The 24,199-nt window shown below is 59.4% G+C and carries 18 protein-coding genes and 3 tRNA genes; 6 read left to right on the top strand and 15 right to left on the bottom strand.

Going from position 1 to position 24,199, the window contains the following annotated elements; all coding sequences use genetic code 11:
* Position 1 precedes the first annotated feature (1 nt).
* From Q0931_RS14370 to Q0931_RS14330, 9 genes are all read right to left on the bottom strand, one after another.
* Positions 2-75: transfer RNA gene (locus tag Q0931_RS14370), tRNA-Arg, on the bottom strand.
* 31 nt (positions 76-106) lie between these two features.
* Positions 107-183, bottom strand: a tRNA-Arg gene (locus tag Q0931_RS14365).
* A 71-nt stretch (positions 184-254) separates the two neighbouring features.
* Positions 255-347, bottom strand: a tRNA-Ser gene (locus Q0931_RS14360).
* A 112-nt stretch (positions 348-459) separates the two neighbouring features.
* The gene (csrA, locus tag Q0931_RS14355) at positions 460-657 is read right to left on the bottom strand and encodes a carbon storage regulator CsrA (RefSeq protein WP_299261447.1); all 198 of its coding nucleotides are present in this window, start codon (positions 655-657) and stop codon (positions 460-462) included.
* A 209-nt stretch (positions 658-866) separates the two neighbouring features.
* Positions 867-2,114, bottom strand: coding sequence for an aspartate kinase (locus Q0931_RS14350; protein WP_299261445.1), 1,248 nt, complete (start codon positions 2,112-2,114; stop codon positions 867-869).
* 31 nt (positions 2,115-2,145) lie between these two features.
* The gene (alaS, locus tag Q0931_RS14345) at positions 2,146-4,752 is read right to left on the bottom strand and encodes an alanine--tRNA ligase (protein ID WP_299261444.1); all 2,607 of its coding nucleotides are present in this window, start codon (positions 4,750-4,752) and stop codon (positions 2,146-2,148) included.
* A gap of 275 nt (positions 4,753-5,027) precedes the next feature.
* The gene (locus tag Q0931_RS14340) at positions 5,028-5,474 is read right to left on the bottom strand and encodes a regulatory protein RecX (protein WP_299261443.1); all 447 of its coding nucleotides are present in this window, start codon (positions 5,472-5,474) and stop codon (positions 5,028-5,030) included.
* Between the two features lie 92 nt (positions 5,475-5,566).
* Positions 5,567-6,640, bottom strand: a complete 1,074-nt coding sequence (gene recA, locus Q0931_RS14335) for a recombinase RecA (RefSeq protein ID WP_299261442.1) — start codon at positions 6,638-6,640, stop codon at positions 5,567-5,569.
* Between the two features lie 149 nt (positions 6,641-6,789).
* Positions 6,790-7,293, bottom strand: coding sequence for a CinA family protein (locus Q0931_RS14330; RefSeq protein WP_299261441.1), 504 nt, complete (start codon positions 7,291-7,293; stop codon positions 6,790-6,792).
* A gap of 238 nt (positions 7,294-7,531) precedes the next feature.
* Between Q0931_RS14330 and mutS the strand changes: the two genes are divergently transcribed.
* Positions 7,532-10,084, top strand: coding sequence for a DNA mismatch repair protein MutS (gene mutS, locus Q0931_RS14325; RefSeq protein WP_299261459.1), 2,553 nt, complete (start codon positions 7,532-7,534; stop codon positions 10,082-10,084).
* Positions 10,085-10,251: 167 nt separating this feature from the next.
* Positions 10,252-10,575, top strand: coding sequence for a ferredoxin FdxA (fdxA, locus tag Q0931_RS14320; protein WP_299261440.1), 324 nt, complete (start codon positions 10,252-10,254; stop codon positions 10,573-10,575).
* Between the two features lie 589 nt (positions 10,576-11,164).
* Here fdxA and eno read toward each other — a convergent pair.
* The 6 genes from eno to doeA all read right to left on the bottom strand — a co-directional run bounded on the left by eno (position 11,165) and on the right by doeA (position 18,122).
* Positions 11,165-12,460 carry a phosphopyruvate hydratase gene (gene eno, locus Q0931_RS14315; RefSeq protein ID WP_299261439.1) on the bottom strand — a complete coding sequence of 432 codons (1,296 nt, stop codon included), beginning with the start codon at positions 12,458-12,460 and terminating at the stop codon, positions 11,165-11,167.
* 200 nt (positions 12,461-12,660) lie between these two features.
* The gene (gene kdsA / locus Q0931_RS14310) at positions 12,661-13,524 is read right to left on the bottom strand and encodes a 3-deoxy-8-phosphooctulonate synthase (protein WP_299261437.1); all 864 of its coding nucleotides are present in this window, start codon (positions 13,522-13,524) and stop codon (positions 12,661-12,663) included.
* Positions 13,511-15,193: a CTP synthase gene (locus Q0931_RS14305; protein ID WP_299261435.1), complete on the bottom strand. Its 1,683-nt coding sequence runs from the start codon at positions 15,191-15,193 to the stop codon at positions 13,511-13,513. The genes kdsA and Q0931_RS14305 overlap by 14 nt, the downstream gene beginning before the upstream one ends.
* Positions 15,194-15,277: 84 nt before the next feature.
* Positions 15,278-15,760, bottom strand: a complete 483-nt coding sequence (locus Q0931_RS14300; RefSeq protein ID WP_299261433.1) for an Lrp/AsnC family transcriptional regulator — start codon at positions 15,758-15,760, stop codon at positions 15,278-15,280.
* 97 nt (positions 15,761-15,857) lie between these two features.
* Positions 15,858-16,865 (bottom strand): N(2)-acetyl-L-2,4-diaminobutanoate deacetylase DoeB, encoded by a 1,008-nt coding sequence (gene doeB / locus Q0931_RS14295; protein ID WP_299261431.1) that lies wholly within the window; start codon positions 16,863-16,865, stop codon positions 15,858-15,860.
* A 69-nt stretch (positions 16,866-16,934) separates the two neighbouring features.
* Complete coding sequence (gene doeA, locus Q0931_RS14290) at positions 16,935-18,122, bottom strand: ectoine hydrolase DoeA (protein WP_299261429.1); 1,188 nt, start codon at positions 18,120-18,122, stop codon at positions 16,935-16,937.
* A 357-nt stretch (positions 18,123-18,479) separates the two neighbouring features.
* On the opposite strand from doeA, the gene Q0931_RS14285 reads away from it, so the two are divergent.
* The 4 genes from Q0931_RS14285 (at position 18,480) to Q0931_RS14270 (ending at position 24,164) form a co-directional block, all read left to right on the top strand.
* Entirely contained in the window at positions 18,480-20,591 is a 2,112-nt protein-coding gene (locus Q0931_RS14285; protein ID WP_299261427.1) for a PAS domain-containing methyl-accepting chemotaxis protein, read from the top strand.
* A 1-nt stretch (position 20,592) separates the two neighbouring features.
* On the top strand, positions 20,593-22,125 hold the full coding sequence (locus tag Q0931_RS14280; protein ID WP_299261425.1) for a chemotaxis protein CheW: 1,533 nt from the start codon (positions 20,593-20,595) through the stop codon (positions 22,123-22,125).
* A 113-nt stretch (positions 22,126-22,238) separates the two neighbouring features.
* On the top strand, positions 22,239-23,186 hold the full coding sequence (corA, locus tag Q0931_RS14275; protein ID WP_086899567.1) for a magnesium/cobalt transporter CorA: 948 nt from the start codon (positions 22,239-22,241) through the stop codon (positions 23,184-23,186).
* Positions 23,187-23,234: 48 nt separating this feature from the next.
* Positions 23,235-24,164 (top strand): glyoxylate/hydroxypyruvate reductase A, encoded by a 930-nt coding sequence (locus tag Q0931_RS14270; protein WP_299261420.1) that lies wholly within the window; start codon positions 23,235-23,237, stop codon positions 24,162-24,164.
* The last annotated feature ends 35 nt before the right edge of the window (positions 24,165-24,199 follow it).

The following is a 24,199-nucleotide window of genomic DNA, read 5'->3' as shown; positions in this document are numbered from 1 at the left end:
GCGCGCCCGGGAGGATTCGAACCTCCGACCACCTGATTCGTAGTCAGGTACTCTATCCAGCTGAGCTACGGGCGCAAATAAAACAAGTTATACATCTGTGTGCTGATGGCGCGCCCGGGAGGATTCGAACCTCCGACCACCTGATTCGTAGTCAGGTACTCTATCCAGCTGAGCTACGGGCGCAACAAAAGTACAGCAGTATGAATGTCATATTCGCCTTTAATGGCGGGCCTTTCGACATTCAATACCGATGATGGCGGAGAGAGAGGGATTCGAACCCTCGATAGGGCTATAAACCCTATACTCCCTTAGCAGGGGAGCGCCTTCAGCCACTCGGCCATCTCTCCTCGATCGGTACGGCGCGCATATTACCTGGTTTACGCTTACCTGTCCAGCCCAAAGTCAAAAATTCTTGTGATTCAATATATTTGGCTGGATACCCGCGCTGAAATGCGGCTTTCAGACAGGATCATTCTCACTGTCAATGTCACTCTTTTCCTGCTGAATGCGCTGATAAATCTCTTCACGATGCACGGAAACATTCCTGGGTGCGTTGACACCCAGGCGGACCTGATTGCCCTTGACGCCGAGCACGGTCACGGTAATTTCATCGCCAACCATGAGTGTCTCACCCACGCGGCGAGTCAGGATGAGCATTGCGACCTCCTTTTCATTGCTGCTTCCCTATACATATATGCATATAGATCGTGCACCGGACGGAATTAAGCGGGGCATTATGCGACAAGCCGAACCACGATCCAACCTGTGTTATTTCGACCGCCACCCTTGCCCGGTGCACGATGACTGGTTCAGTGTGGCAGAAAGCCTCGCAAGCACCAGCCTGTCACCCTGCATTCCAGAGTTTTTTAGCTTTCTTCGCTCACATCTGCCTTATCAAGGCCAAAAGCGGTATGCAGCGATCGCACGGCAAGCTCGAGAAACTTCTCGTCAATAACGACAGAGATCTTGATCTCTGAAGTCGAGACCATCCGAATATTGATGCCCTCATCGGCCAGCACCCGAAACATCCGGGTCGCTACGCCTGCATGGGAGCGCATCCCTACCCCGACCAGCGACACCTTGGCGATCTTGTCATCACCGCGCACTTCGCCTCCACCCAGCGACGGGATCACCTGCTCTTCCAGAATACGCTGCGTCTGGCGAAAATCGCCCTTGGCCACCGTAAAGGTAAAATCGGTGTAACCACCCGAGGGAGCGACATTTTGAACGATCATGTCGACTTCGATATTGGCGTCCGAAATCGGTCCCAGGATACGCGAGGCAACGCCGGGCACATCGGGTGTGCTCAAAACGGTCAGCTTGGCTTCGTTATTATTGAAGGCGATACCCGAGATCAGTGGCTCTTCCATGTTGGCAATCTCTTCATCTGCAGTAATCAGGGTTCCCGGGCCGTCCTCGAAGGAGGACAAAACGCGCAGCGGGACGTTGTACTTGCCGGCAAATTCGACGGCGCGAATCTGAAGCACCTTGGAGCCGAGACTGGCCATCTCCAGCATCTCCTCGACCGTAATGCTTTCCAAACGGCGTGCCTTGGCGCAAACGCGCGGATCGGTGGTGTAGACGCCATCGACATCGGTATAGATCTGACACTCATCGGCCTTGAGCGCTGCGGCCAGCGCCACCCCGGTAGTGTCGGAGCCGCCGCGACCCAGCGTGGTGATATTGCCTTCACTGTCCACGCCCTGGAAGCCTGCCACGACCACGACCTGCCCCTCGTCGAGATCGGCACGCAGGTCATCGGTCTCGATACGCTGAATACGGGCGCGGGTATGGGCGCTGTCGGTGCGAATACCGACCTGGGCACCGGTATAGGACGTCGCCTTGACCCCCAATTGATGCAATGCCATGGCCAATAGTGAAATCGTGACCTGCTCACCGGTCGACACCAGCATATCCATCTCGCGCGGTGTGGGCTCTTCATTGATCTGGGAGGCCATTTCGATCAGGCGATTGGTTTCACCGCTCATGGCCGAGACCACCACCACGATCTGGTGGCCCTGATCACGAAATCCCTTGACCTTCTCGGCCACCGCCTTGATTCGCTCGACACTGCCTACCGAGGTGCCGCCGAATTTTTGTACGTAAAGCGCCATGGATGCTCCCTTTGGTTGGTGTATTGGACCATCACCCTTCAAGTGTTTCGGCGACCCACTGACGCGCTGCCTGCAGGGCATTGTCCACGCCACTGACGTCGCTGCCGCCGGCCTGGGCCATATCGGCGCGACCGCCGCCGCGTCCGCCCACCACGGGGGCAATGGCACTGACGAGACTGCCGGCACTGAGTCGACCCACCAGATCCTTCGTGACGCCGGCAATCAGATTGACCTTGTCATCACCGGCCACCGCCAGAACGATCACGCCGGAACCGAGCCGGTTTTTCAGCTGGTCCATGACCCCGCGAAGCTCCTTCGCGCCCACGCCTTCCAGTTGGCGGGCAAGGACACGTACGCCGCCAATCTCTTCGACCGCGTCCAGCAGATCATTGCCGGCCTGACTGGCGAGTTTGGCGCGGTTGCGCTCCAGCTCACGCTCGAGTTCACGGTTACGCTCCAGAAGCGCTCCCACACGAGACTCGAGCTGATCGGGGCGGGCACGCACCTGATCCGCCAGACGCGCCACCAGCGACTGCTGATCACGGAACCAGCGCAGCGCCGTATGGCCGGAGATGGCCTCGATTCGACGCACCCCGGCGGCCACACCGGTCTCGCCGAGCAGACGGAACGGGCCGATATCGCCGGTGCGCATGACGTGCGTGCCGCCACACAGCTCAATGGAGAAATCATCGCTGCCCATGGTCAGCACACGCACGCTTTCGCCATATTTGGCTTCAAACAGCGCCTGGGCGCCCAGCTTGCGTGCCTCATCCAGCGTCATCAGCTGCGTGGTCACCGGCGTATTGGCCATGACCTGCTCATTGACCATCGCCTCGACGCGTTCGAGCTCATCAGGCGTCATGGCCTCGTTATGGCTGAAATCAAAGCGTAGCCGCTCATCGCCCACCTGTGAGCCCTTCTGCTGCACATGGGTGCCGAGCACGCGGCGCAGCGTTTCATGGAGCAGGTGGGTGGCCGAGTGGTTGCGCATGATGGCGTGACGGGTCGGCACCTCGACACGGGCCTCGACGCTGGCCTGCGTGGTGATGGTGCCCTCGCTCATCTCTCCGAGATGGACAAAGTGCTGGCCACGCTTTTGAGTGTCACGCACGTTGAACACGGCACCCGGCAGCGTCAAGGTGCCGCGATCGCCGATCTGACCACCGGATTCGGCGTAGAAGGGGGTTTCGTCCAGCACGACGGCGCCACTCTGGCCGGCTTCGAGCTGTTCGACCTGCTGCCCCTCGTCGTCAAGCAGGGTCAGCACCTGTGCACTGGAGGCCAGACGCTCACGCCCGACAAACTCGGTGGCGCCTTCCAGATCGATGTCCGTTTCGATGCGTGCCCCGAACTGGCTGGCCGCGCGGGCACGCTCGCGCTGTGCCTCGAGCTCGCGCTGAAAGCCGGCTTCATCGAGGGTAATGCCGCGTTCGCGGGCAATGTCGGCGGTCAGGTCATAGGGGAAACCGTAGGTGTCGTACAGCTTGAAGATGGTTTCGCCATTCAGCTCGCTGGACTCAAGACCGGCCAGCGCTTCATCGAGCAGGCGCATGCCGTGGTCCAGCGTGCGGGCAAACTGCTCCTCCTCCTTGAGCAGCACCCTTTCGATCTGCTCACGACGTGCGTGCAGCTCGGGATAGGCCTCGCCCATTTCCTCATCCAGTGCTGCCACCAGACGATGGAAGAAGGGTTCACGCACGCCCAGCTTGTGACCGTGGCGGACGGCGCGGCGGATAATGCGGCGCAGCACATAGCCACGCCCCTCATTGGAGGGCATGACGCCATCCACGATCAAAAAGGCGCAGGAGCGAATGTGATCAGCGATCACACGCAGCGACGGCTGATGGATATCCTGCTGCCCGGTGATCTCGGCCGCCGATGCCAGCAGGCGCTGGAAGAGATCGATCTCGTAGTTGGAGTGCACGCCCTGCATGACGGCGGCGATACGCTCAAGCCCCATGCCGGTGTCGATGGAAGGACTGGGCAGCGGCGTCATGTTGCCCTGGGCGTCACGATCATACTGCATGAAGACCAGGTTCCAGATCTCGATGTAGCGATCGCCGTCTTCATCCGGGCTGCCCGGAGGGCCACCAAAGACGTCCGGGCCATGGTCGTAAAAGATTTCCGAACACGGCCCGCAGGGCCCGGTTTCCCCCATCTGCCAGAAGTTGTCTTCATCCAGACGCGAGAAACGCTCGGCGCTGACACCCACGTCGTTGAGCCAGATATCGGCGGCCTCATCATCGCTGACATGCACCGTGACCCAGAGCTTCTCGGCAGGCAGGCCCAGATTGACGGTCAGAAACTGCCAGGCGTAATGGATGGCCTCGCGCTTGAAGTAGTCGCCAAAACTGAAGTTGCCCAGCATTTCGAACAGGGTGTGATGGCGCGCGGTATACCCGACATTGTCCAGGTCGTTGTGCTTGCCGCCGGCGCGCACGCAGCGCTGAGCCGATGTGGCGCGCACATAGGGCCTGGGATCGCGCCCCAGGAAGACATCCTTGAAAGGCACCATACCGGCATTGGTGAAAAGCAGCGTGGGGTCGTTGTCCGGTACCAGTGAACTGGAAGGCACCTGAGTATGGCCGTGCTGTTCAAAAAAATTCAGAAATGCTTGTCGTATGTCGGCGCTTTTCATGGGCTTCCCGTAAACAATGGGTCAGGTCATTTGAATGAGGCAACGAGCGATGCATCAAACGAGGGGTGCACTGCCACCGTCGCCTGTCGTCAACATGCGCCTCGAGGGGTGACCCTCATGGTCCTTTGATCTTGCCCGTGGGCGTGCAACAAGGCGCAGGCGCACGGCAAGACGAATTTTGGCGGCTTAATGTATCAGTATGTCGCCTCCTGGTGCGACACTCCTCATGCGCTCCATTTTGCCTCATGCCGGGCATGACTGCGAAGCAGTGGCCGTCATGACGGCCACGCCAGGCGCATGGCACTGCTGCACTGCTGACCGTCAAACCCTCGCGAGGCCAGAAAGCGCTGGCGTTTGGCGCGGGCCTTCATGTCCTCTCCGGGACCTTCAAAGCGTCTCTTGAGGGCCTCGGCGGCCAGCGACGTCCAGTCGGCGTCACTCTCTTCCAGCGCCCGGGCAATCATGTCACGGTCGATCCCCCGTCCGCCAAGTTCTGCACTGATCTTGCGCGGCCCCTGCAGACGCGCGATGCGTGAGCGAACGAAATGCTCAACAAAACGAGCATCGGACTGAAAACCATCTTCGGCAAGACGATCCAGCAATGCCCTGACCTCCTCGGGCGGATGCTCGTGACGCAGCAGACGCTCCTCGAGTTCGCTGCGGGTATATTCGCGCCGTGCCAGCAGCGCGATGGCCTCTTCATAAGGCGTTCTTTGTGACATCACTGCCCTCTGCGTTTCATGTTCATTAAATCAAAAAGGGGCACGCTCCATTGAGCGTGCCCCTTTAGATATCACAATCAGAAAATAACGACCTACAGAAGCTCATCACCGCTGGCATCGGCATCTGCCGGCGCTTCGGCCTCATCTGTCTTCTCTTCTTCCTTCGCTTTCGGGGTACTCAGGAGCTGGCCGCGAATGGCGTCCTCAATCTCCTGCATCACTGCAGGATTGTCTTCAAGATACTGGGCGGCATTGGCCTTGCCCTGCCCGATCTTGTTGCCCTTGTAGCTGTACCAGGCACCAGCCTTGTTGACCAGGCTGCACTGGACGCCCAGATCGACCACTTCACCGGCATGGTAGATACCCTTGCCGTACATGATCTGGAACTCGGCCTGACGAAACGGCGGCGCCACCTTGTTCTTGACGACCTTGACGCGGGTTTCGTTGCCCACGGCTTCATCGCCCTGCTTGACCGAGCCGGTACGACGAATGTCCAGACGCACGCTTGAGTAGAACTTGAGCGCATTACCGCCGGTGGTCGTTTCGGGATTGCCGAACATGACACCGATTTTCATGCGGATCTGGTTGACGAACATCACCATGCAGTTGGCATTCTTGATGTGTCCGGTCACCTTGCGAAGCGCCTGTGACATCAGACGTGCCTGCAGACCAACGTGGGAATCGCCCATTTCGCCTTCGATCTCGGCACGCGGTGTCAGGGCTGCGACCGAGTCGACCACGATGACATCTACGCCGCCGGAGCGCACCAGCATGTCGCAGATCTCGAGCGCCTGCTCACCGGTATCGGGCTGCGAGACCAGCATGTCATCAAGATTGACGCCCAGTTTCTCGGCATAAGCGGGATCAAGTGCGTGCTCGGCATCGATGAACGCACAGGTCTTGCCCTGCTTCTGCGCCTGGGCAATGACCGACAGGGTAATGGTGGTTTTACCCGAGGCTTCGGGCCCGAAAATCTCGACGATACGCCCATAGGGCAGCCCGCCGATGCCAAGGGCAATATCAAGCCCGAGCGAACCGGTCGAGACGGCGGGAAGGGCCACGCGGGGCGTATCGCCCATGCGCATGACCGCGCCCTTGCCGAACTGACGTTCAATCTGGGACAGCGCTGCGTTAAGCGCCTTGGAGCGGTTGTCATCCTGTGCCATGTTGGCCCTCCTGTCGGGTCAGCCTGACGCTGATACGCCATTAAGCTGTATGCTTATCCAGTATTTTAAACCAAAAAGAGGGTCTGTCACATCCTTTTGATCACTTATTTCATCACACGCCCATGACGTCAGTGCAAGACAGAGGCGCTTCAGTCGAAGGGACGCTCTTCCAGCCGCTCGATCAGCCCCTTGAGGGCCAGGGCCACCGCTTCGCGCCGCACCTCGAGACGCTCGCCATTGAGGCGATAACACTGCGCCTGACTCTGGGTCGCATTGCCCCAGGCCAGCCACACGGTACCGACCGGCTTGTCCGGCGTGCCGCCACCGGGCCCCGCCACGCCGCTAATTGCGACCCCCAGATCCGCGCCGCTGTCACGACAGGCACCGCGCACCATTTCATGCACCACGGTTTCACTGACCGCGCCAAAAAGCTCCAGCGACACCGACGACACTCCCAGCAAGCGCTGCTTGGCGCTGTTGGCATAGGTGACATAGCCGGTTTCAAAACATGCCGAACTGCCGGCGACATCGGTAATGGCGCGTGCCACGCCCCCACCGGTACAGGATTCGGCGGTAGTCAGCACCACATGCTGCTGCTGACAGAGCATGCATAGCCGGCTGGCCAGCTCCTGTATGCCTGATGCTGTAGCCATGACGATCCCTTGCCCGTTACATCAAATTCAGATAGGTCCATGGTACTTGATTGCCCTCTCGAAAGGGACATGATCCGGCCGCCATCATTCCCTCGGCAAAAGAGAGACATCCACTGTCTGCACTATAGCAATACAGGCAAGGGAGTGGATCATGATAATCTCACGCCCTTTCACCTCACATGTCATTGGACAGGGTCAATTTCACGTGGCAGGCAAGACCGAGTCCCAACCGACGCCCATGATGGCGCAGTATTTTCGTATCAAACGCGAGCACCCCGACGTGCTGCTCTTTTACCGCATGGGAGATTTCTATGAACTCTTTCATGACGATGCCAAACGGGCGGCGTCGCTGCTGGACATCACACTGACCGCACGCGGCACCTCCAACGGCGCTCCCATCCCCATGGCCGGTGTGCCCTACCACAGCGCTGAAGGCTATCTGGCCCGTCTGGTGCGCATGGGCGAGTCGGTCGCCATCTGCGAGCAGATCGGTGACCCCGCCACCGCCAAGGGTCCGGTCGAGCGCCGGGTCGTTCGTATTGTCACGCCAGGCACTCTGCACGATGAAGCGCTGCTCGATGAGCGTCGCGATAACCTGGTGGCCGCGCTGCACGGCGATAACGACCACTGGGGCCTGGCCTGGCTCGAGCTTTCCAGCGGACGCTTCAGCGTGCTGGAAGTCGAGGGTGAAGGCGACATGCTGGCTGAGCTTCATCGGCTTGATCCCGCTGAGCTTTTGGTGATGGAAAGCCTGCGACTGCCGGAGAAACTGGACGGGCGGGCGGGCCTGCGACGCCAGAGCGACTGGCACTTTGATCTTGAAACGGCGCGGCGCCTGCTGTGTGATCAGCTGCGGGTACAAAACCTGTCAGGCTTTGGCTGCGACCACATGACCCGCGCACTCACGGCGGCAGGCGTTTTGATCGACTACGTGCGCGATACTCAGCGCACCGCCCTGCCGCACATCACGGCCATTGGCGTTGAAAACCGGGACGAGTCGGTCGTGATCGATGCAGCCAGTCGCCGCAATCTGGAAATCGACCAGAACATGGCCGGCGGCCAGGACAATACGCTGGCCTCGGTACTGGACACCACCGCTACCCCGATGGGGGCGCGACTGCTGCGGCGCTGGCTCAATCGGCCCCTTCGGGATCGTGACCAGATCAACGCGCGCCAGCAGGGCGTCATGCTGCTGGGTGAAGAAGATCACGTTGACGTCTTCAACGACATTCTGCGCGGCATCGGCGATATTGAGCGCATACTGGCACGCGTCGCCCTGCTCAGTGCCCGTCCGCGCGACCTTGCCCGGCTGCGCGATGCACTCAATGCCCTGCCCGCACTGGCCGAGCGGCTGGACGCCATTACCCGGGGCAGCGTGCTGGATGATCTCGCTCGCCATATCGTGCCCTATCCAGAGCTTGCCGATACGCTGACCCGGGCGCTGATCGATAGCCCACCGGTCGTAATCCGCGATGGCGGTGTCATTCGCGAGGGCTTCGATGAAGAACTCGACGAGTTCAGGTCCCTGCAGGAAAATGCCGGTGACTACCTGGTGCAGCTGGAAACGCGTGAGCGCGAGCGCACCGGCCTTGCCGGGCTCAAGGTGGGCTACAACCGGGTGCACGGCTACTATATTGAAATCCCGCGCGCCCAGGCGCGGGAAGCCCCCCCGGACTATATCCGGCGCCAGACGCTCAAGAACGCCGAGCGCTTTATCATCCCCGAGCTCAAGACCTTCGAGGACAAGGCGCTCTCGGCGCGCACCCGGGCACTGGCGCGTGAAAAGCTGCTCTATGAAGGTTTGCTTGAGTCGCTCAACGCAGAACTCGGGGCGCTGACCCAAACGGCCCGGGCACTGGCGACCCTGGATGTGCTGCACGCCTTTGCCGAGCGGGCGCAGAGTCTGTCACTGGTGTGCCCGGTACTGCGCGAGGCCCCCGGCATGACGATCCGTGATGGGCGTCATCCGGTGGTGGAACACGTCTCGAACCACCCCTTTGTGCCCAACGATCTGTGCTTTGATGACGACACCCGCATGCTGGTCATTACCGGTCCCAACATGGGCGGTAAATCGACCTTCATGCGCCAGAACGCACTGATCGCCCTGTTGGCGCATACCGGCTGCTTCGTGCCGGCAAGCCATGCCGAAATCGGCCCGATTGATCGCATCTTTACCCGTATCGGCTCCTCGGATGACCTGGCCGGCGGACGCTCGACCTTCATGGTCGAAATGACCGAAACGGCCAGCATCCTCCATAACGCGACCGACCACAGTCTGGTGCTGATGGACGAGATCGGCCGCGGCACCAGCACCTTTGACGGCCTGTCGCTGGCCTGGGCTGCCGCCGAGCATCTGACCGGCACGCGCGCCTTTACGCTGTTCGCCACGCACTACTTCGAGATGACCAGCCTGCCTGAACAGGCCGAAGGCGTGGCCAACGTGCACCTCAATGCCACCGAGCACAACGATGGCATTGTCTTCATGCACCGGGTAGAGCCGGGGCCTGCCAGTCAGAGCTACGGCCTGCAGGTAGCGCAGCTGGCAGGCGTGCCTCGCACCGTGATTGCCCGTGCTCGTGAAAAGCTCATGATGCTGGAAGCGCAGGAAGTCGAGCGCCCCGCTGCTCCGCAGGAAAGGTCGGGACAGACAGGCGCCGCACCACAGCAGAACGACCTTTTTGCCAGCCCCCCACACCCGCTGGTCGAGGCGCTTGAGAGGCTTGATCTGGATTCCCTGTCACCTCGTCAGGCACAGGAGTGGCTGTACCAATGGCGCGATAAAATACGCTAACGGCAGTTACCGCCCAAACGGACCGGCGGCTTTCCTCACAAGCGGCTTGTCCCGGGGCGGGCGGGCCTTCTAGAATAAGGCCCCTTTCGTGGGCCGCCCCACATCCCTTTTCAACACTGCCTGTCCCTGCATGGGCAGTGACCGCCTGCTACCCTGGAGTTCGTGACATGACCTTTGTCGTCACCGAGAACTGCATTCAATGCAAATACACGGACTGCGTGGAAGTTTGTCCGGTCGACTGCTTCTATGAAGGCCCCAACTTTCTGGTCATTCACCCCGATGAATGCATCGACTGCGCTCTTTGCGAACCGGAATGTCCGGCCGAGGCCATCTTTTCGGAAGACGAGCTTCCAGAAGGTCAGGAAAAGTTTATCGAGATCAACGCCGATCTGGCCGAGCAGTGGCCCAATATTAGCGAGCGTTCCGATCCACCGGCTGATGCCGATGAATGGAACGGGGTGCCCGGCAAGATCGACAAGCTGGCGCGCTGATGCTTTTGTCAGGGCCGCCGGTGTCCTGACAGCCCTTCCTTCCTGCCTTTTTCAGCATGATTGCCCTTTTGCCTCTTGTCTAAATGGCACTACTCGTTTATTGCACGTAAATGACACACATAAAAAAGGCGGCCCTCTTAGGGCCGCCCTTGCATCCTGCATCCTTGAGCCATTCCATTGGCTCTTTATCCATTGGCGTCATCCATGCGGAGAAATCGGATCCATCCGATACTCTGCGCGCCATAAATCCATGTGACATCTGGTGATCCGAGCGACGCCATCCATTGCGCCGTCAGCTGAAATCACGATCATATTTGCTGATCGTCAAAGGAGTTTTTAAAAAAGAGCTAATCAGAAAAATAGCGACCGCAACGTTTTTCCTTGACGAAAAAACGTGCAAATCAAATATTTAAAAAGGAAGGTAATTTTGGGCCCGTTACCGGACCGCCTACGATGGATTTATGTTGGATTCTGCACCCCTGCCGGGTCAAGATAATCGTCCAGGATTCGTAGAATATAGAGCGGGGACATAAAAAATCCGACTACGCATGGTAGCCGGATTAAATTTAGTGATCGAAACTCTGAAAAATCAGACCTGTCCCTTTACTTCGGCGAGACCCTTGTAAGGTGCCTTGCCGGCCAGCTCATCCTCAATGACCAGCAACCGGTTGTACTTGGCGACACGATCACTGCGCGACAGCGAGCCGGTCTTGATCTGTCCGGCGCAGGTACCGACCGCCAGATCCGCGATGGTGGTATCTTCGGTTTCACCGCTGCGATGAGAGATAACCGCCGTGTAGCCGGCATCACGCGCCATTTTGATCGCATCCAGGGTTTCGGTCAGAGAACCGATCTGGTTGAACTTGATCAGAATCGAGTTACCGATGCCCTTGTCGATCCCTTCACGGAAAATACGCGTGTTGGTGACAAACAGGTCATCACCGACCAGCTGTACGCGATCGCCCAGCTTGTCGGTCAGTGCCTTCCAGCCGTCCCAGTCGGATTCGTCCAGACCGTCCTCAATGGAGACGATCGGATACTGATCGACCAGGTCCGCCAGATAGTCAGCAAAGCTTTCACTGGTGAAGCTCTTGTTTTCACCGGAGAGCGTGTACTGACCGTCCTTGTAGAACTCGGAAGCGGCGCAGTCCAGCGCCAGTGTGACATCGGTGCCCAGCTGATAACCGGCATCGCTGACGGCCTGCTTGATGGCACCCAGCGCGTCAGCGTTGGAGTCCAGGTTCGGGGCAAAGCCCCCTTCATCGCCCACGGCGGTGGACTGCCCGCGAGCGGAAAGCACCTTTTTCAGCGCGTGGAAGATTTCAGCGCCCATGCGCAGCCCTTCGGCAAAGCTCCTGGCGCCGACCGGCTGAACCATGAACTCCTGAATATCGATATTGTTATCGGCGTGCTCGCCGCCATTCATGATGTTCATCATCGGCAGCGGCATGCTGAACTGACCGGGCGTGCCATAAAGCTCGGCAATGTGGGCATAAAGCGGCATGCCCTTCTCGACAGCCGCGGCACGTGCCGCCGCCAGGGAAACGGCGAGAATGGCGTTGGCGCCCAGATTGCCCTTGTTGTCGGTGCCATCCAGTTCCAGCATGGCCTTGTCCAGCGCGCGCTGATCGCTGGCATCCATACCCTTGAGACGCTCACGAATTACCGTATTGACGGCTTCCACGGCCTTTTTGACGCCCTTGCCCAGATAGCGTGACTTGTCGCCGTCGCGCAGCTCCAGCGCTTCACGCGAGCCGGTAGATGCACCGGACGGCGCATAGGCCTGCTCGCGGATACCACCGGCCAGGGTAACCGTGGCCATGACGGTGGGGTTGCCGCGCGAATCAAGCACTTCGAGTCCATGTATATCAACAATCTCGGCCATCTAAAGCATCCTCACTGGTTAAACTTCCGGCCCCGTCTTCGGACCGGACTCGAATGAACGCACCATGAAAGCATAGAAAGCGACCCGCCTGCCTGCCATGCCAGCGTACGCACGCCCATTATTAGACTAAAGTCAAAACCCTTGCCGAACCGATGGCGCCGGCCAAAAAAACGCCGGTCATGATGACCGGCGTTTTGCGACTAGCGGATGTCGATGGGATCGAAATGCTTGACTACCCCATCGAGCATTTTGATCTGCTCCAGAAAGGGGGTCAGCCGATCCAGCGGCAATGCGCAGGGGCCATCACAGCGTGCATTGTCCGGGTCCGGATGGGCCTCGACAAAAAGCCCGGCGATACCGGTCGCAATGCCGGCCCTGGCCAGCTCGACGACCTGCTGGCGACGCCCGCCGGCGCTGTCAGAACGACCGCCCGGCTGCTGCAGCGAGTGGGTGACATCAAAAAAGACCGGATAGCCGGTTTTTTTCATCTCGCCAAAGCCGAGCATGTCGACCACCAGGTTGTTGTAGCCAAAGCTTGCGCCGCGCTCACACAGAATCAGCCGATCGTTACCGGCCTCTTCGAACTTGGTAATGATGTGGCGCATCTCGTGTGGCGCGATGAACTGCGGCTTCTTGATGTTGACCACGGCACTGGTTTTCGCCATGGCCACGACCAGATCGGTCTGGCGAGCCAGAAAGGCCGGCAGCTGGATCACGTCGCAGACATCGGCCACGGCACGCGCCTGATCCGGCTCATGAACGTCTGTCAGCACCGGCACGTTGAAGCGGCGCTTGATCTCATCAAGGATCTTGAGCCCCTCATCGAGTCCCGGCCCACGGTAGGAATGAATCGAGCTGCGGTTGGCCTTGTCAAAGCTGGCCTTGAACACGTAGGGGATGCCCAGCGCTTTGGTGGCCTCGACCCAGGCATTGGCCACCTCGATGGCCATGTCCCGTGATTCGAGCACGTTCATGCCGCCAAAGAGTGTCAGCGGCTGCTGATTGCCGGTCGCAATATCACCGATGGCAACGGTTTTCTGTTTGGCTGTCTCAGTGCCTGTCATCGTCACGCTCCTGCTGGTCGCGCGTGCCGGCCTTGTGCGTGCGCGCCGCGCGATGGGTCAGCGCTGCGTTGACAAAGCCGGTAAAAAGCGGATGCCCATCGCGCGGGGTCGAGGTAAATTCGGGGTGGAACTGACAGGCAACATACCAGGGATGATCCGGCAGTTCGACCATTTCCACCAGTGACTGATCCACACTGCGCCCTGAGAACACCATGCCGGCGGCTTCCAGATCGGCCACGAACTGATCGTTGATCTCGTAGCGGTGGCGGTGACGCTCGACAATGGTGTCGCTGCCATAGATGTCGCGCGCCTTCGAGCCTTCCTTCAGCACGCAGCTCTGGCCACCCAGACGCATGGTGCCGCCCAGATCGGAGGACTCATCGCGGGTTTCGATCCGCCCTTCCGGCGTGATCCACTCGGTGATCAGACCGACCACCGGGTGGCGGGTATCGTGCGTGAATTCGGTGGAATTGGCGTCGCGCCAGCCGGCCACATGACGGGCAAACTCGATGACCGCCACCTGCATGCCCAGGCAGATGCCCAGATAGGGAATGCCGTGTTCACGCGCGTAGCGGGCCGTGGCGATCTTGCCTTCCACGCCACGCGAACCGAAACCGCCCGGCACCAGGATCGCGTCCTTGCCTTCAAGACGCTCAACGCCTTCACGCTCGATGGTTTCGGAATCGATGTAGTCGATATTGACCTTCACACGGGTCTGAATACCGGCGTGCATCAGCGATTCATTGAGCGACTTGTAGGCGTCCAGCAGCTCCATGTACTTGCCGACCATCGCAATGTTGATGGTCTTGAGCGGGTTGAGCTTGGCATCAAGCACCCTGACCCATTCGCTCAGGTCTGCCGCCGGCGGATCAAGACGCAGCTTGTCGCAGACAATGTCGTCAAGCTCGTGGTCATGCAGCATCAGCGGAATGCGATAGATGGTATCGGCATCCTGCATCGGAATGACGGCGCGCTCGTCCACGTTGGTGAACAGCGCAATCTTGCGTCGTTCGCTGGCCTCAAGCTCGACCTCACTGCGACACAGCAGGATATCGGGCTGGATGCCGATGGAGCGCAGCTCCTTGACACTGTGCTGGGTCGGCTTGGTCTTGGTCTCGCCGGCCGTCTTGATGTAGGGCACCAGCGTCAGATGCATGAACAGCGCGTGACTGGAGCCGACTTCGCTGCGCAGCTGACGAATGGCCTCCAGAAACGGCAGCGATTCGATATCCCCCACAGTGCCACCGATTTCCACCATGGCCACGTCATAGCCTTCGGCGCCTGCCTTGACGCGGCGCTTGATCTCATCGGTGATGTGCGGAATGACCTGAACGGTACCGCCCAGATAATCACCTCGGCGTTCCTTTCGCAGCACGTGTTCATAAACACGCCCGGTGGTGAAGTTGTTGGCCTGGGTCATGCGCGAACGGATGAAGCGCTCGTAGTGTCCCAGGTCAAGATCGGTCTCGGCACCATCTTCGGTGACAAATACCTCACCGTGCTGAAAGGGGCTCATGGTGCCCGGATCGACGTTGATATAGGGGTCGAGCTTGAGAATCGTGACCTTCAGGCCACGGGCTTCCAGAATAGCGGCCAGAGAAGCTGCAGCGATGCCTTTACCGAGAGAAGACACAACGCCACCGGTCACGAAAATATATCGCGTCGTCATGGGGAACCTGTTAATGCTGAGCGAAGGTCGACCAGAAAGGCAGACCAGGATGGGAGATCAGTTTACGCGAAAGCGTCGGCGCGCTCAATTTGCATTGTCGGCCCTGAGCCGGATCAGAGGGGATGATGCCTTTTTAATGGACTTGGTCACGATATAGGTGAAGTAGCGGCGAATGGCGAGATCCTCCATCAGCCAGCGATCCACCAGACGCTGATACTGATCGATGCTTTCGGCCTCGATCAGCACCAGATAGTCCACGCCGCCGCCCACGGCGACACATTCACTGACCTGCGGCGTCTCGCGCATGACCCGCTCGAAGCGCTCGGACACGACCACACCGTGACTTTCCAGCTCGATCTGCATCCACACCGAGGTCAGCGCCACCCGAACCCGGTCACTGATACGGGCACTGTAGCCTTCGATGATACCGGCACGCTCCAGGCGTCTTACTCGTTCCCAGCAGGGGCTCACCGAAAGGTTGATCGCCTCGGCCAGTCGCGACTTGGTAATGCGGCCATCACGGGACAGGATATCGAGAATGCGTAAATCGTATTGATCGAGTTTCATCAGGTACTCACATCGGAGCAGTGCGGTACGGGGCACGACGCGCCGGCAGTCGATCAACGGCCGCTATCCGTCTTTTTGATCGCGGCCGTCGTGGCCATCAACGCTCAAGCGATTTGACCATTTCTCCAATGACCACAAGGGTATCGCCCATCTCGACGCGGGCCGGGAAGCGACGGGCCAGCACCAGACCATCGCGCTCGGCGCGATATTCCACGGGCTCGGCACCGGTACGTGTCATGTCCCAGATACGGGCAACCACCTCGCCTTCGCGCACCTGCCCGCCCAGGGCGCAGGTCATCTCCAGAAGCCCCGAGTGCTCGCTTTGCACGTAGCAGGAGGCATCCGGCATCTCGACATACTGCTGGCGCGCGGGACGCTGTATCTCCCCCTCTGTAATACCGGCAAAGATCAGAAAATTGCGCACGCCGCGCTCGCTGATCTCGATACTGGCAGGCGTTGACGTGCCGCCACCGCCCAGCTCGGTGGTCACCAATACCTTGCCCTGATTTTCCACCACCGTGTCATACAGCGCCGCCGCGTCCAGCTCATACATCATGATGGCGGTTGAGGCACCGAAATCGATCGCGCCCCTGAGGCTTTTGCGCTCAAGTTCCAGATCATCGAGTCGATGGGCCGCGGCAAAGGGCAGAATGTCCAGCGTCCGTCCGCCCGAGTGCAGGTCGAGTGCGTAGTCGCACATCGGTACCAGATAGCGGGTGAAGTAATCCGCAATCTGCTTCGTTGGCCCGCCATCAGGGTCACCCGGGAAGCTGCGATTGAGGTTACCGCGATCCATCGGCGAGGTGCGTCGTCCGACCTGAGCCGCCGGCTGATTCATCATCGGCACAATGATGACGCGCCCCTGGACTTCCTCGGCCGTCAGGCGCCGGGCCAGTTTCAAAAGGGCCGTAATGCCCTCGTACTCATCGCCGTGGTTGCCGCCGGTCAGAAGCGCCGTGGGCCCTTCGCCGTTTTTGACCACGGTGATCGGAATCATGACCGCCCCCCAGGCAGACTCATCATGGGAGACCGGCAGCTTGAGAAAGCCGTGCTGAACGCCGTCGGCGTCAAAATCGACAGTGGCAGAAATCGGACTTGGACGCATGAGCAGTGCTACTCCCTGTGGTAAACCGCCTCAGTGCCGCTGATCGTCTCGGGGCACCGGCAAGGCGCGCTATTTGACGAAAAGCTGACGGGGGAAATTGCTGAAGGTTTCTACCCCGGTCTCGGTGATCAGAATCGACTCGGTGATTTCAAGCCCCCAGTCATCCATCCACATGCCCGGCATGAAATGAAAGGTCATGCCGGGTTCCAGTACGGTCTCGTCGCTGGGACGCAGACTCATGGTGCGCTCCCCCCAGTCGGGTGGATAGCTCAGACCAATGGGATAACCGCAGCGGGCACCGCCCCGATCAAAGCCCCACTTGTCCATCGCCGTGCCCAGCGCCATGGCCAGATCACAGCAGCGGTTGCCGGGTTTGGCAACTGCAAGGCCGTTTTCGATACCTTCCAGCAGCGCCGACTCGCCACGCAGGAAATCTCGTGGCGGACGCCCGAGAAACACCGTCCGCGACAGCGGCGCGTGATAGCGCTTGTAGACACCGGCAATCTCGAAAAAGGTACCCTCACCCTTCTTGAACGGCGCATCATCCCAGGTCAGGTGCGGGGCAGCAGCGTCCTTGCCGGTCGGCAGTAGCGGCACGATCGCCGGATAATCCCCACCGTGCCCCTCGATCCCCTCGACACCCGCCCGGTAGATTTCAGCGACCAGCCGGCTCTTGGGCAGTCCGGGCTCGACCATGTCGAGAATGCGGGCATGCATTTCGTCCACGATGCGCCCGGCCACGCGCATGTACTCGATCTCGGTCGGTGACTTGATCGCCCGGCACCAGTTGACCAGGCCATTGGCATCGACCAGCGTCGCCTCGGGCAGGTTTGCCAGCAGGCTGGTATAGGCCTTCGCCGAGAAGTAGTAGTTGTCCATCTCGACACCGATGCGCCCCCGATGCCACTGCCAATGAGGCAGGATCGACTGGGAAAGATATTCCATCGGATGCATGTCGGGATTCTGGACGTAATAGTCCGGATACCAGGTCACATGCGTTTCGGGATTCATCCAGCAGGTGCGTATTGCGCCATTACTGTCCTGGCGTCGCCCGTACCATACCGGGTCCTGATCAAGACTGATCAGGACACACTGGTGAACATAGAACGACCATCCGTCATAGCCGGTCAGCCAAGCCATGTTGGAGGGGTCATAGACGATCAGGAGATCCAGCTCGGCACGCGCCATCGCCGCTCTTACCCGGGCCAGGCGCTGAGCGTACTCCTCGCGCGTAAAGGGAAGTGCAATGTCGGTCATTGGCGCTCGCTTTTCCCGGTCCACAAACCGGGCACTTGTTGTATTCAACGACGTCCCGAAAACAAGCCAAACACAGGGGGGCGATGGCTACTGCGCGACCACCACCCCGCCTCAGCCAGTCTGCCCTTGTCCGATTGTCGGGGTCAAAAGCTTTCCGCATGCGTTTTTCGACGACACGCCCCCGAATGCCGATGCAACAACCTCTCCGAAATGCACAGGGTCATTGTGAGTTTGAATTAAAGCCTCCTCAGTAAAGGGTCGATATACGCTTCAGAATGCGCCTCCCTCGTTGCGCTTGTTTTAACGACGCCCTGTACCGCGAATGATCAGGACGCCTCCATGAGAGATTGCTGTCACATGAAAGATATCAGCGTTGCCACCGACCGCCAGCAGGACTTCTTTCGCGCCGCCATCGACCGCGCTCAGGCCGTCATCGAATTTACGCCCGAAGGCATCATCCTCGATGCCAACGAAAACTTTCTAACCACGGTGGGCTATAGCCTCGAAGAGATCAAAGGCAAGCATCACCGCATCTTCTGTGACCCTGAAGAGATTGGTTCGCCTGACTATCGCGCCTTCTGGCAAAAGCTTGGCCGCGGGGAGTTCGACGCCGGCGAGTATCGTCGTATCGGAAGAAACGGCCGGGAGATCTGGCTGCAGGCCACCTATAACCCCATTTTCGATGACAGCGGCATGCCGGTTCGGGTGATCAAGTTTGCCTCCGACATCACCGCGCAAAAGCAGCACGATGCCGAGTTCGAAGGCAAGGTGGATGCCATCAACCGCGCCCAGGCCGTCATCGAGTTTGATCTGCAGGGCAATATTCTCTCGGCCAACGATAACTTCCTGAACGCCGTGGGCTACCGGGCCAACGAGATCATTGGCGAGCATCACCGCATGTTCTGTGATGAAGCCCATACCCGCTCGGTCGAGTATCGGGAATTCTGGAAAAACCTCGCGCGCGGCGAATTTGCTCAGGGCGAATACAAAAGATTTCGCAAGGATGGCAGCGAACTCTGGCTGCAGGCGACCTATAACCCGATCATGGATCCGGCCGGGCGCCCCTACCGCATCGTCAAGTTTGCCACCGACATTACCGCACGCAAGCTGCTCAATGCCGAGTTTGAAGGCAAGGTCAACGCTATCAGTCGTGCACAGGCCGTCATCGAGTTCGATCTTAAAGGCTACATCCTCGATGCCAACCCGGGTTTTCTTGAGGCTACCGGCTATCGTCTCGAGGATATCAAGGGTCAGCATCACCGCATCTTCTGTGAGGCAGACTACGCCGAAAGCGATGAATACCGCCGTTTCTGGGAAGAGCTGGAACGCGGCAAACTCATGAGCGGTGAATACAGCCGGCTTACGCGTGAAGGCAAGGAGCTCTGGCTGCAGGCCACCTACAACCCCATCTTCGACATGAATGGCAGACCCTTCAAGGTGGTCAAGTTTGCCACCGATATTACCGCCAGAAAGCGTGAGGGGGTAGAACTCGAAGGTCGACTCAAGGCCATCGATCGCGCCCAGGCAGTGATCGAGTTTGATCTCAAGGGCAACATTCTGACTGCCAACCGCAACTTCCTGCACACCATGGGCTATACCATGGATGAAGTGCAGGGCCAGCATCACCGCGTGTTTTGTGACAACGACTATGTCATGAGTACCGACTATCGTGACTTCTGGCAAAAGCTCAGTAACGGCGAGTTCTTCAGCGGTCGCTTCAGTCGTCTGGGCAAGTTTGGTCGACGCGTCTGGATTCAGGGCACCTATAACCCGATCTTCGATGCCAGAGGTAACCCCTACAAGATCATCAAGTTCGCCACCGACATTACAGATCAGGTGAAACTTGAAGAAAGCATCAAGGATCAGGCCTCCTCGATGAGTTCAAGCATCACCGGGCTCAATACCTCAATTAATGCCATTGCCGAAAACGCCCAGCTCACGCAGCAGCTGGCGCATTTCACCCAGGAAGAGGCGAAGCGCGGCAGTAATACCCTGACACGCTCGGTCGAGGTCATGGACGCCATCCGCAAGGCCTCGGAAGACGTCGATGCCATTGTCAAGGTGATCGGCGAGATTGCCAGCCAGACCAACCTGCTGGCATTCAACGCCGCTATTGAAGCTGCCCGCGCCGGCGAACACGGACTGGGCTTCTCGGTGGTTGCCGATGAAGTCAGAAAGCTGGCCGAAAAGTCCTCTGATGCCACACGACAGATCAATCGTCTGCTGGGTGAATCCAGCCGACGCATCGAGGAAGGCAACACCGTCTCACGCGATGCCAGAGCCTCCTTTGACAAGATCGTGGAGGGCATTGAGAAAACCAGCTCGTCCGTGGATGAAATTACCCATGCCACGCGCGCGCAGCTCGAGACAGCCGAGCACGTTGAACGCTCGATTCTGGCTCTGAATGCGGCCACCGCGGCACATCAGACGGATGGTGTTACCACTGGCCAGTCCCACAAGAGCGCCTGACATGACCGCACATGCTAACAACACCAGCACCTACGGCGTGCTGGGAATCGGCCAGAGCAACGTTGCCCTTCCCGTCAGTGCATTGAGGGAAGTGGCCGATCTTCCACACCGTCTGACCCCTGCCCCCATGGCGCCGGCCTGGTCACTGGGCGCCTTTATGCTGCGCGAGGAGATGATTCCGGTCATCGACCTGGCGCGTCTGCTGCGCCTTGATGACAGTACCGGAACTCGCAGTGAGGGCGATCGGGTTGCCGTCGTGCAGTGGCGTTCAGGAGTATTTGGCCTGCGCGTGGACGATATTTATTCCATTACGTCGGTGGCGGACGACCATTTGCAGCCGCTGGAAAACAATCACACTGGTGGCAACCTGACACCGGCGGCATTCAATTTTCACCAGGGCGATGAGGAGCACCTGGTTTATGTACTGGACCTTGATGTCCTGTTCGCTCTTGAAGGCGTGACACGTTCAACGAATGCCACCGAGAGCCGTGGCTCCGAGACCACACAAAAGATGGCTTCCAGAGACGGCCGCCCTCATGAGCATCATCGCGCCCTGATGATCGAGTGCCTGGGCGTTCGCCTCAGTCTGCCTGCCGCGATGGTGCGTGAGATCCAGCCGCTGGAAACGCTTGACCCGCCGGTGCTTGAGGTCGAGGGGTTTATGGGGACGACGCGTCTGCGCGACAGTCACGTAGCAGTTTTCTGTCCGTTGATTCTGGCCCGACTCGACAAGAAGTGCACGGCCCGGCCCGGCCTGATGGTTGTGGTCACCGTGCGCGGGCAGTTAATGGGACTGGCGGCCAGTCGTATACTGCGCATGATCGATCATGCTCCGGCAGACCTGATGCCACTAGCCGATAACCATGCGTGCGCTGATGCTACCGTCGCCGGCATGATTACGCACCCGGAGCTGGGAGAATCGCTTTTGCTTGATGGCGAGCGCTTTGCCACCGACCAGGATTTTCTCACCATTGCCGCCATGTATGCCGGCAAGGAGAGCAAAGAAAGCGTGGAAAGCGTGGTCTATCGTCGCTTCGCCTTTGTACACTTCGATGCCTTTGGTCAGTACGTGACGCCGCTTGAACAGCTCGATGAAGTCATCGCCATGTCGGATAATGTCACGCCCAGCACCAATCCGGGAGAAGGCTGGGAAGGCACGCTGCTCCATCGCAATCGCGCTGTTTCCCTGATCGATCTGCGCAAACTTTTGAAAACACCCCATGACACGCCGGCCACCGACGTCCTGATCGTGGCCTATGGCGACTATCGAGTCGGTTTCATGATCGACAATGCCCGTCATATCGAGTATCTCGATGCCCCGGCGAACAGCCTGATCATTCGCTGGCGCGGCGAGCAGGAACCCGACACGCCGCCCATCGAACAGTGCAAACGTCTGATCGTGGTCGGCACCGGGGCCAACAAGAAAGTCATGTCGGTGCTGTGTCTGGAAACGCTGGCCGCACTGCTGGTGGATATCAATACGCCCCACCACTGCGCCATGATCGATGCGGCCTCATCGGCACCATTTGTCTGAGCCCAAAGGACACAGCGGCAGACGCGCCACGGCATGGCCGGCACTAAAGTCTTTGGCAATCCTTTCATGCTCTGTGATCATGAAGGCCATTTATATCATGCCGGAATGCCATCATGATCAGGACCTACAGCCTTGCGCAGCAGACCATTCACGAACTGGCCGACGACGCGCTTGAAGCGCGTCTGTCGCAGGCGACCTGGATCGATGCGCAGGAACCCAGTGACAGTGAGCGTGAGGCACTGGCCCCCTTCCTCGCCGAGGAGCTGCCCGGCAGCACCGATGTCGAGGAGATCGAATCCTCGGCGCGCTACTTCTCGGATGCTGACGGTCTTCACGTGCACTCCCTGTTTCTGACCCGCAACGAAGGCAAGCACCAGAACACCACGGTGGCCTTTATCCTTCAGCCACAACGGCTCCTGAGCCTGCGCGAAGAGGACCTGGCGGATTTCAGGCTGCTGCGCCTGCGGGCGCGGCGCGGCCAGATTGAGGCCGGCTCCCCCCAGGAGCTGATGGTCACCATCTTCGAGCAGAAGGTGGAAAACCTCGCCGACAGCGTCGAGGATATGCACCGCGATCTTGAGCAGGTCAGCCATCAGGTGCTCGAAGTCGAGGATTCGGATCTTGAGGATGCCATTGATCGGCTGGCCAAGGTCGAGGACAGCGTCGGCAAGATTCGACTGTGTCTAATGGACACCCAGCGCTCGCTGCATTTTCTGCTGCGTCACCTGCGCCGTCATCCGGAGCTTCAGGAGCAGGCACGAGAGGTCCTTCAGGACGTGGACGCCCTGATGTCGCACAACACCTTTTTATCCGACAAGGTCAATTTCCTGATGGATACGACCCAGGGCTTTATCAATATCCAGCAAAACCAGATCATCAAGATCTTCTCGATCGCCTCGGTCGTGTTTCTCCCCCCGACCATGATCGCCAGCATCTATGGCATGAACTTTGATGTCATGCCCGAGTTGCACTGGCCGCTGGGCTATCCCTTTGCCATTTTTGTCATGTTCCTGTCGGGTCTGACGCCCTTTTTGTACTTCAAACATCGCGGCTGGCTCTGATGACGCAAAGGCGGTCCATGCCGGCAGGCCCAACAAAGGGGAAATGAGATGCGCATTTTGATTCACGCCCCCGAGGCACAACGCTGGCAGGCGGCATTGATGCGTGAACTGCATCCGTCATTGCCCGAGGCCGACATCGTGACCACGCAGGATGTCGGCGAAGGCCCGGCCGATCTGCTGGTGGTCTGGAAACCGACGGCCTCATTGCTGGCATGTCAGGATGTCTCGCTAAAGGCAATCTTCAATGCCGGCGCCGGTGTCGATGCCCTGTTGAGCCTTCCCGATCTGCCGGACGTGCCCATCGTCCGACTGCGTGACGCCGGCATGGGCATGCTGATGGCCGACTACGCGATCTATGGCCTCCTGCATTTTTATCGGGACATGGATCACTATCAAAGACAGCAGATCGATCAACACTGGCAGGAGCAGCCGCTGGCCGATCGCAGTGACTGGCGGGTGGGCATCCTGGGACTGGGCACCCTCGGCCAGATCTGTGCCCGGCGCATAAGCGCCCAGGGATTTGAAGTGCAGGGCTGGAGTCGCTCCCCAAAACACCTCGAGGGGATCGACACCCATCATGGTGACGAGGGTCTGACCACTCTTTTGAGCACTTCCCGGGTCATTGTCAGCCTGCTGCCGGACACTACCGAGACACGCTGGCTGCTCAACGCACAGCGTCTGGCGCAGCTGCCCGAAGGTGCCGTGGTGATCAATGCAGGACGGGGCACCATACTGGATCCGGACGCCCTGCTCGCTCTTGTCGAAAACGGCCATCTTCGTGGCGCCCTGCTGGACGTTTTTCCCGAAGAGCCCCTGCCGGTGCAGCACCCGCTCTGGCAAAACCCTCGGGTCATCGTGACACCACACGTGGCGGCGCCTACCGATGTCAACGCAGGCGCCCGACAGTTTGCCGCCGACATTCTGGCGTTGACGCGAGGCGAGCCCATCGAGACCGTTGACCTCTCCACGGGGTATTAAGGCATAGGCCGCATGCGCGCTGCACCTCACAAACA

It is taken from the genome of uncultured Kushneria sp., assembly GCF_947497025.1.
Classification (GTDB): Bacteria; Pseudomonadota; Gammaproteobacteria; order Pseudomonadales; family Halomonadaceae; genus Kushneria.
The sequence above is the reverse complement of the archived record's forward strand: the minus strand, read 5'-3'. Positions and strand labels throughout refer to the sequence as shown.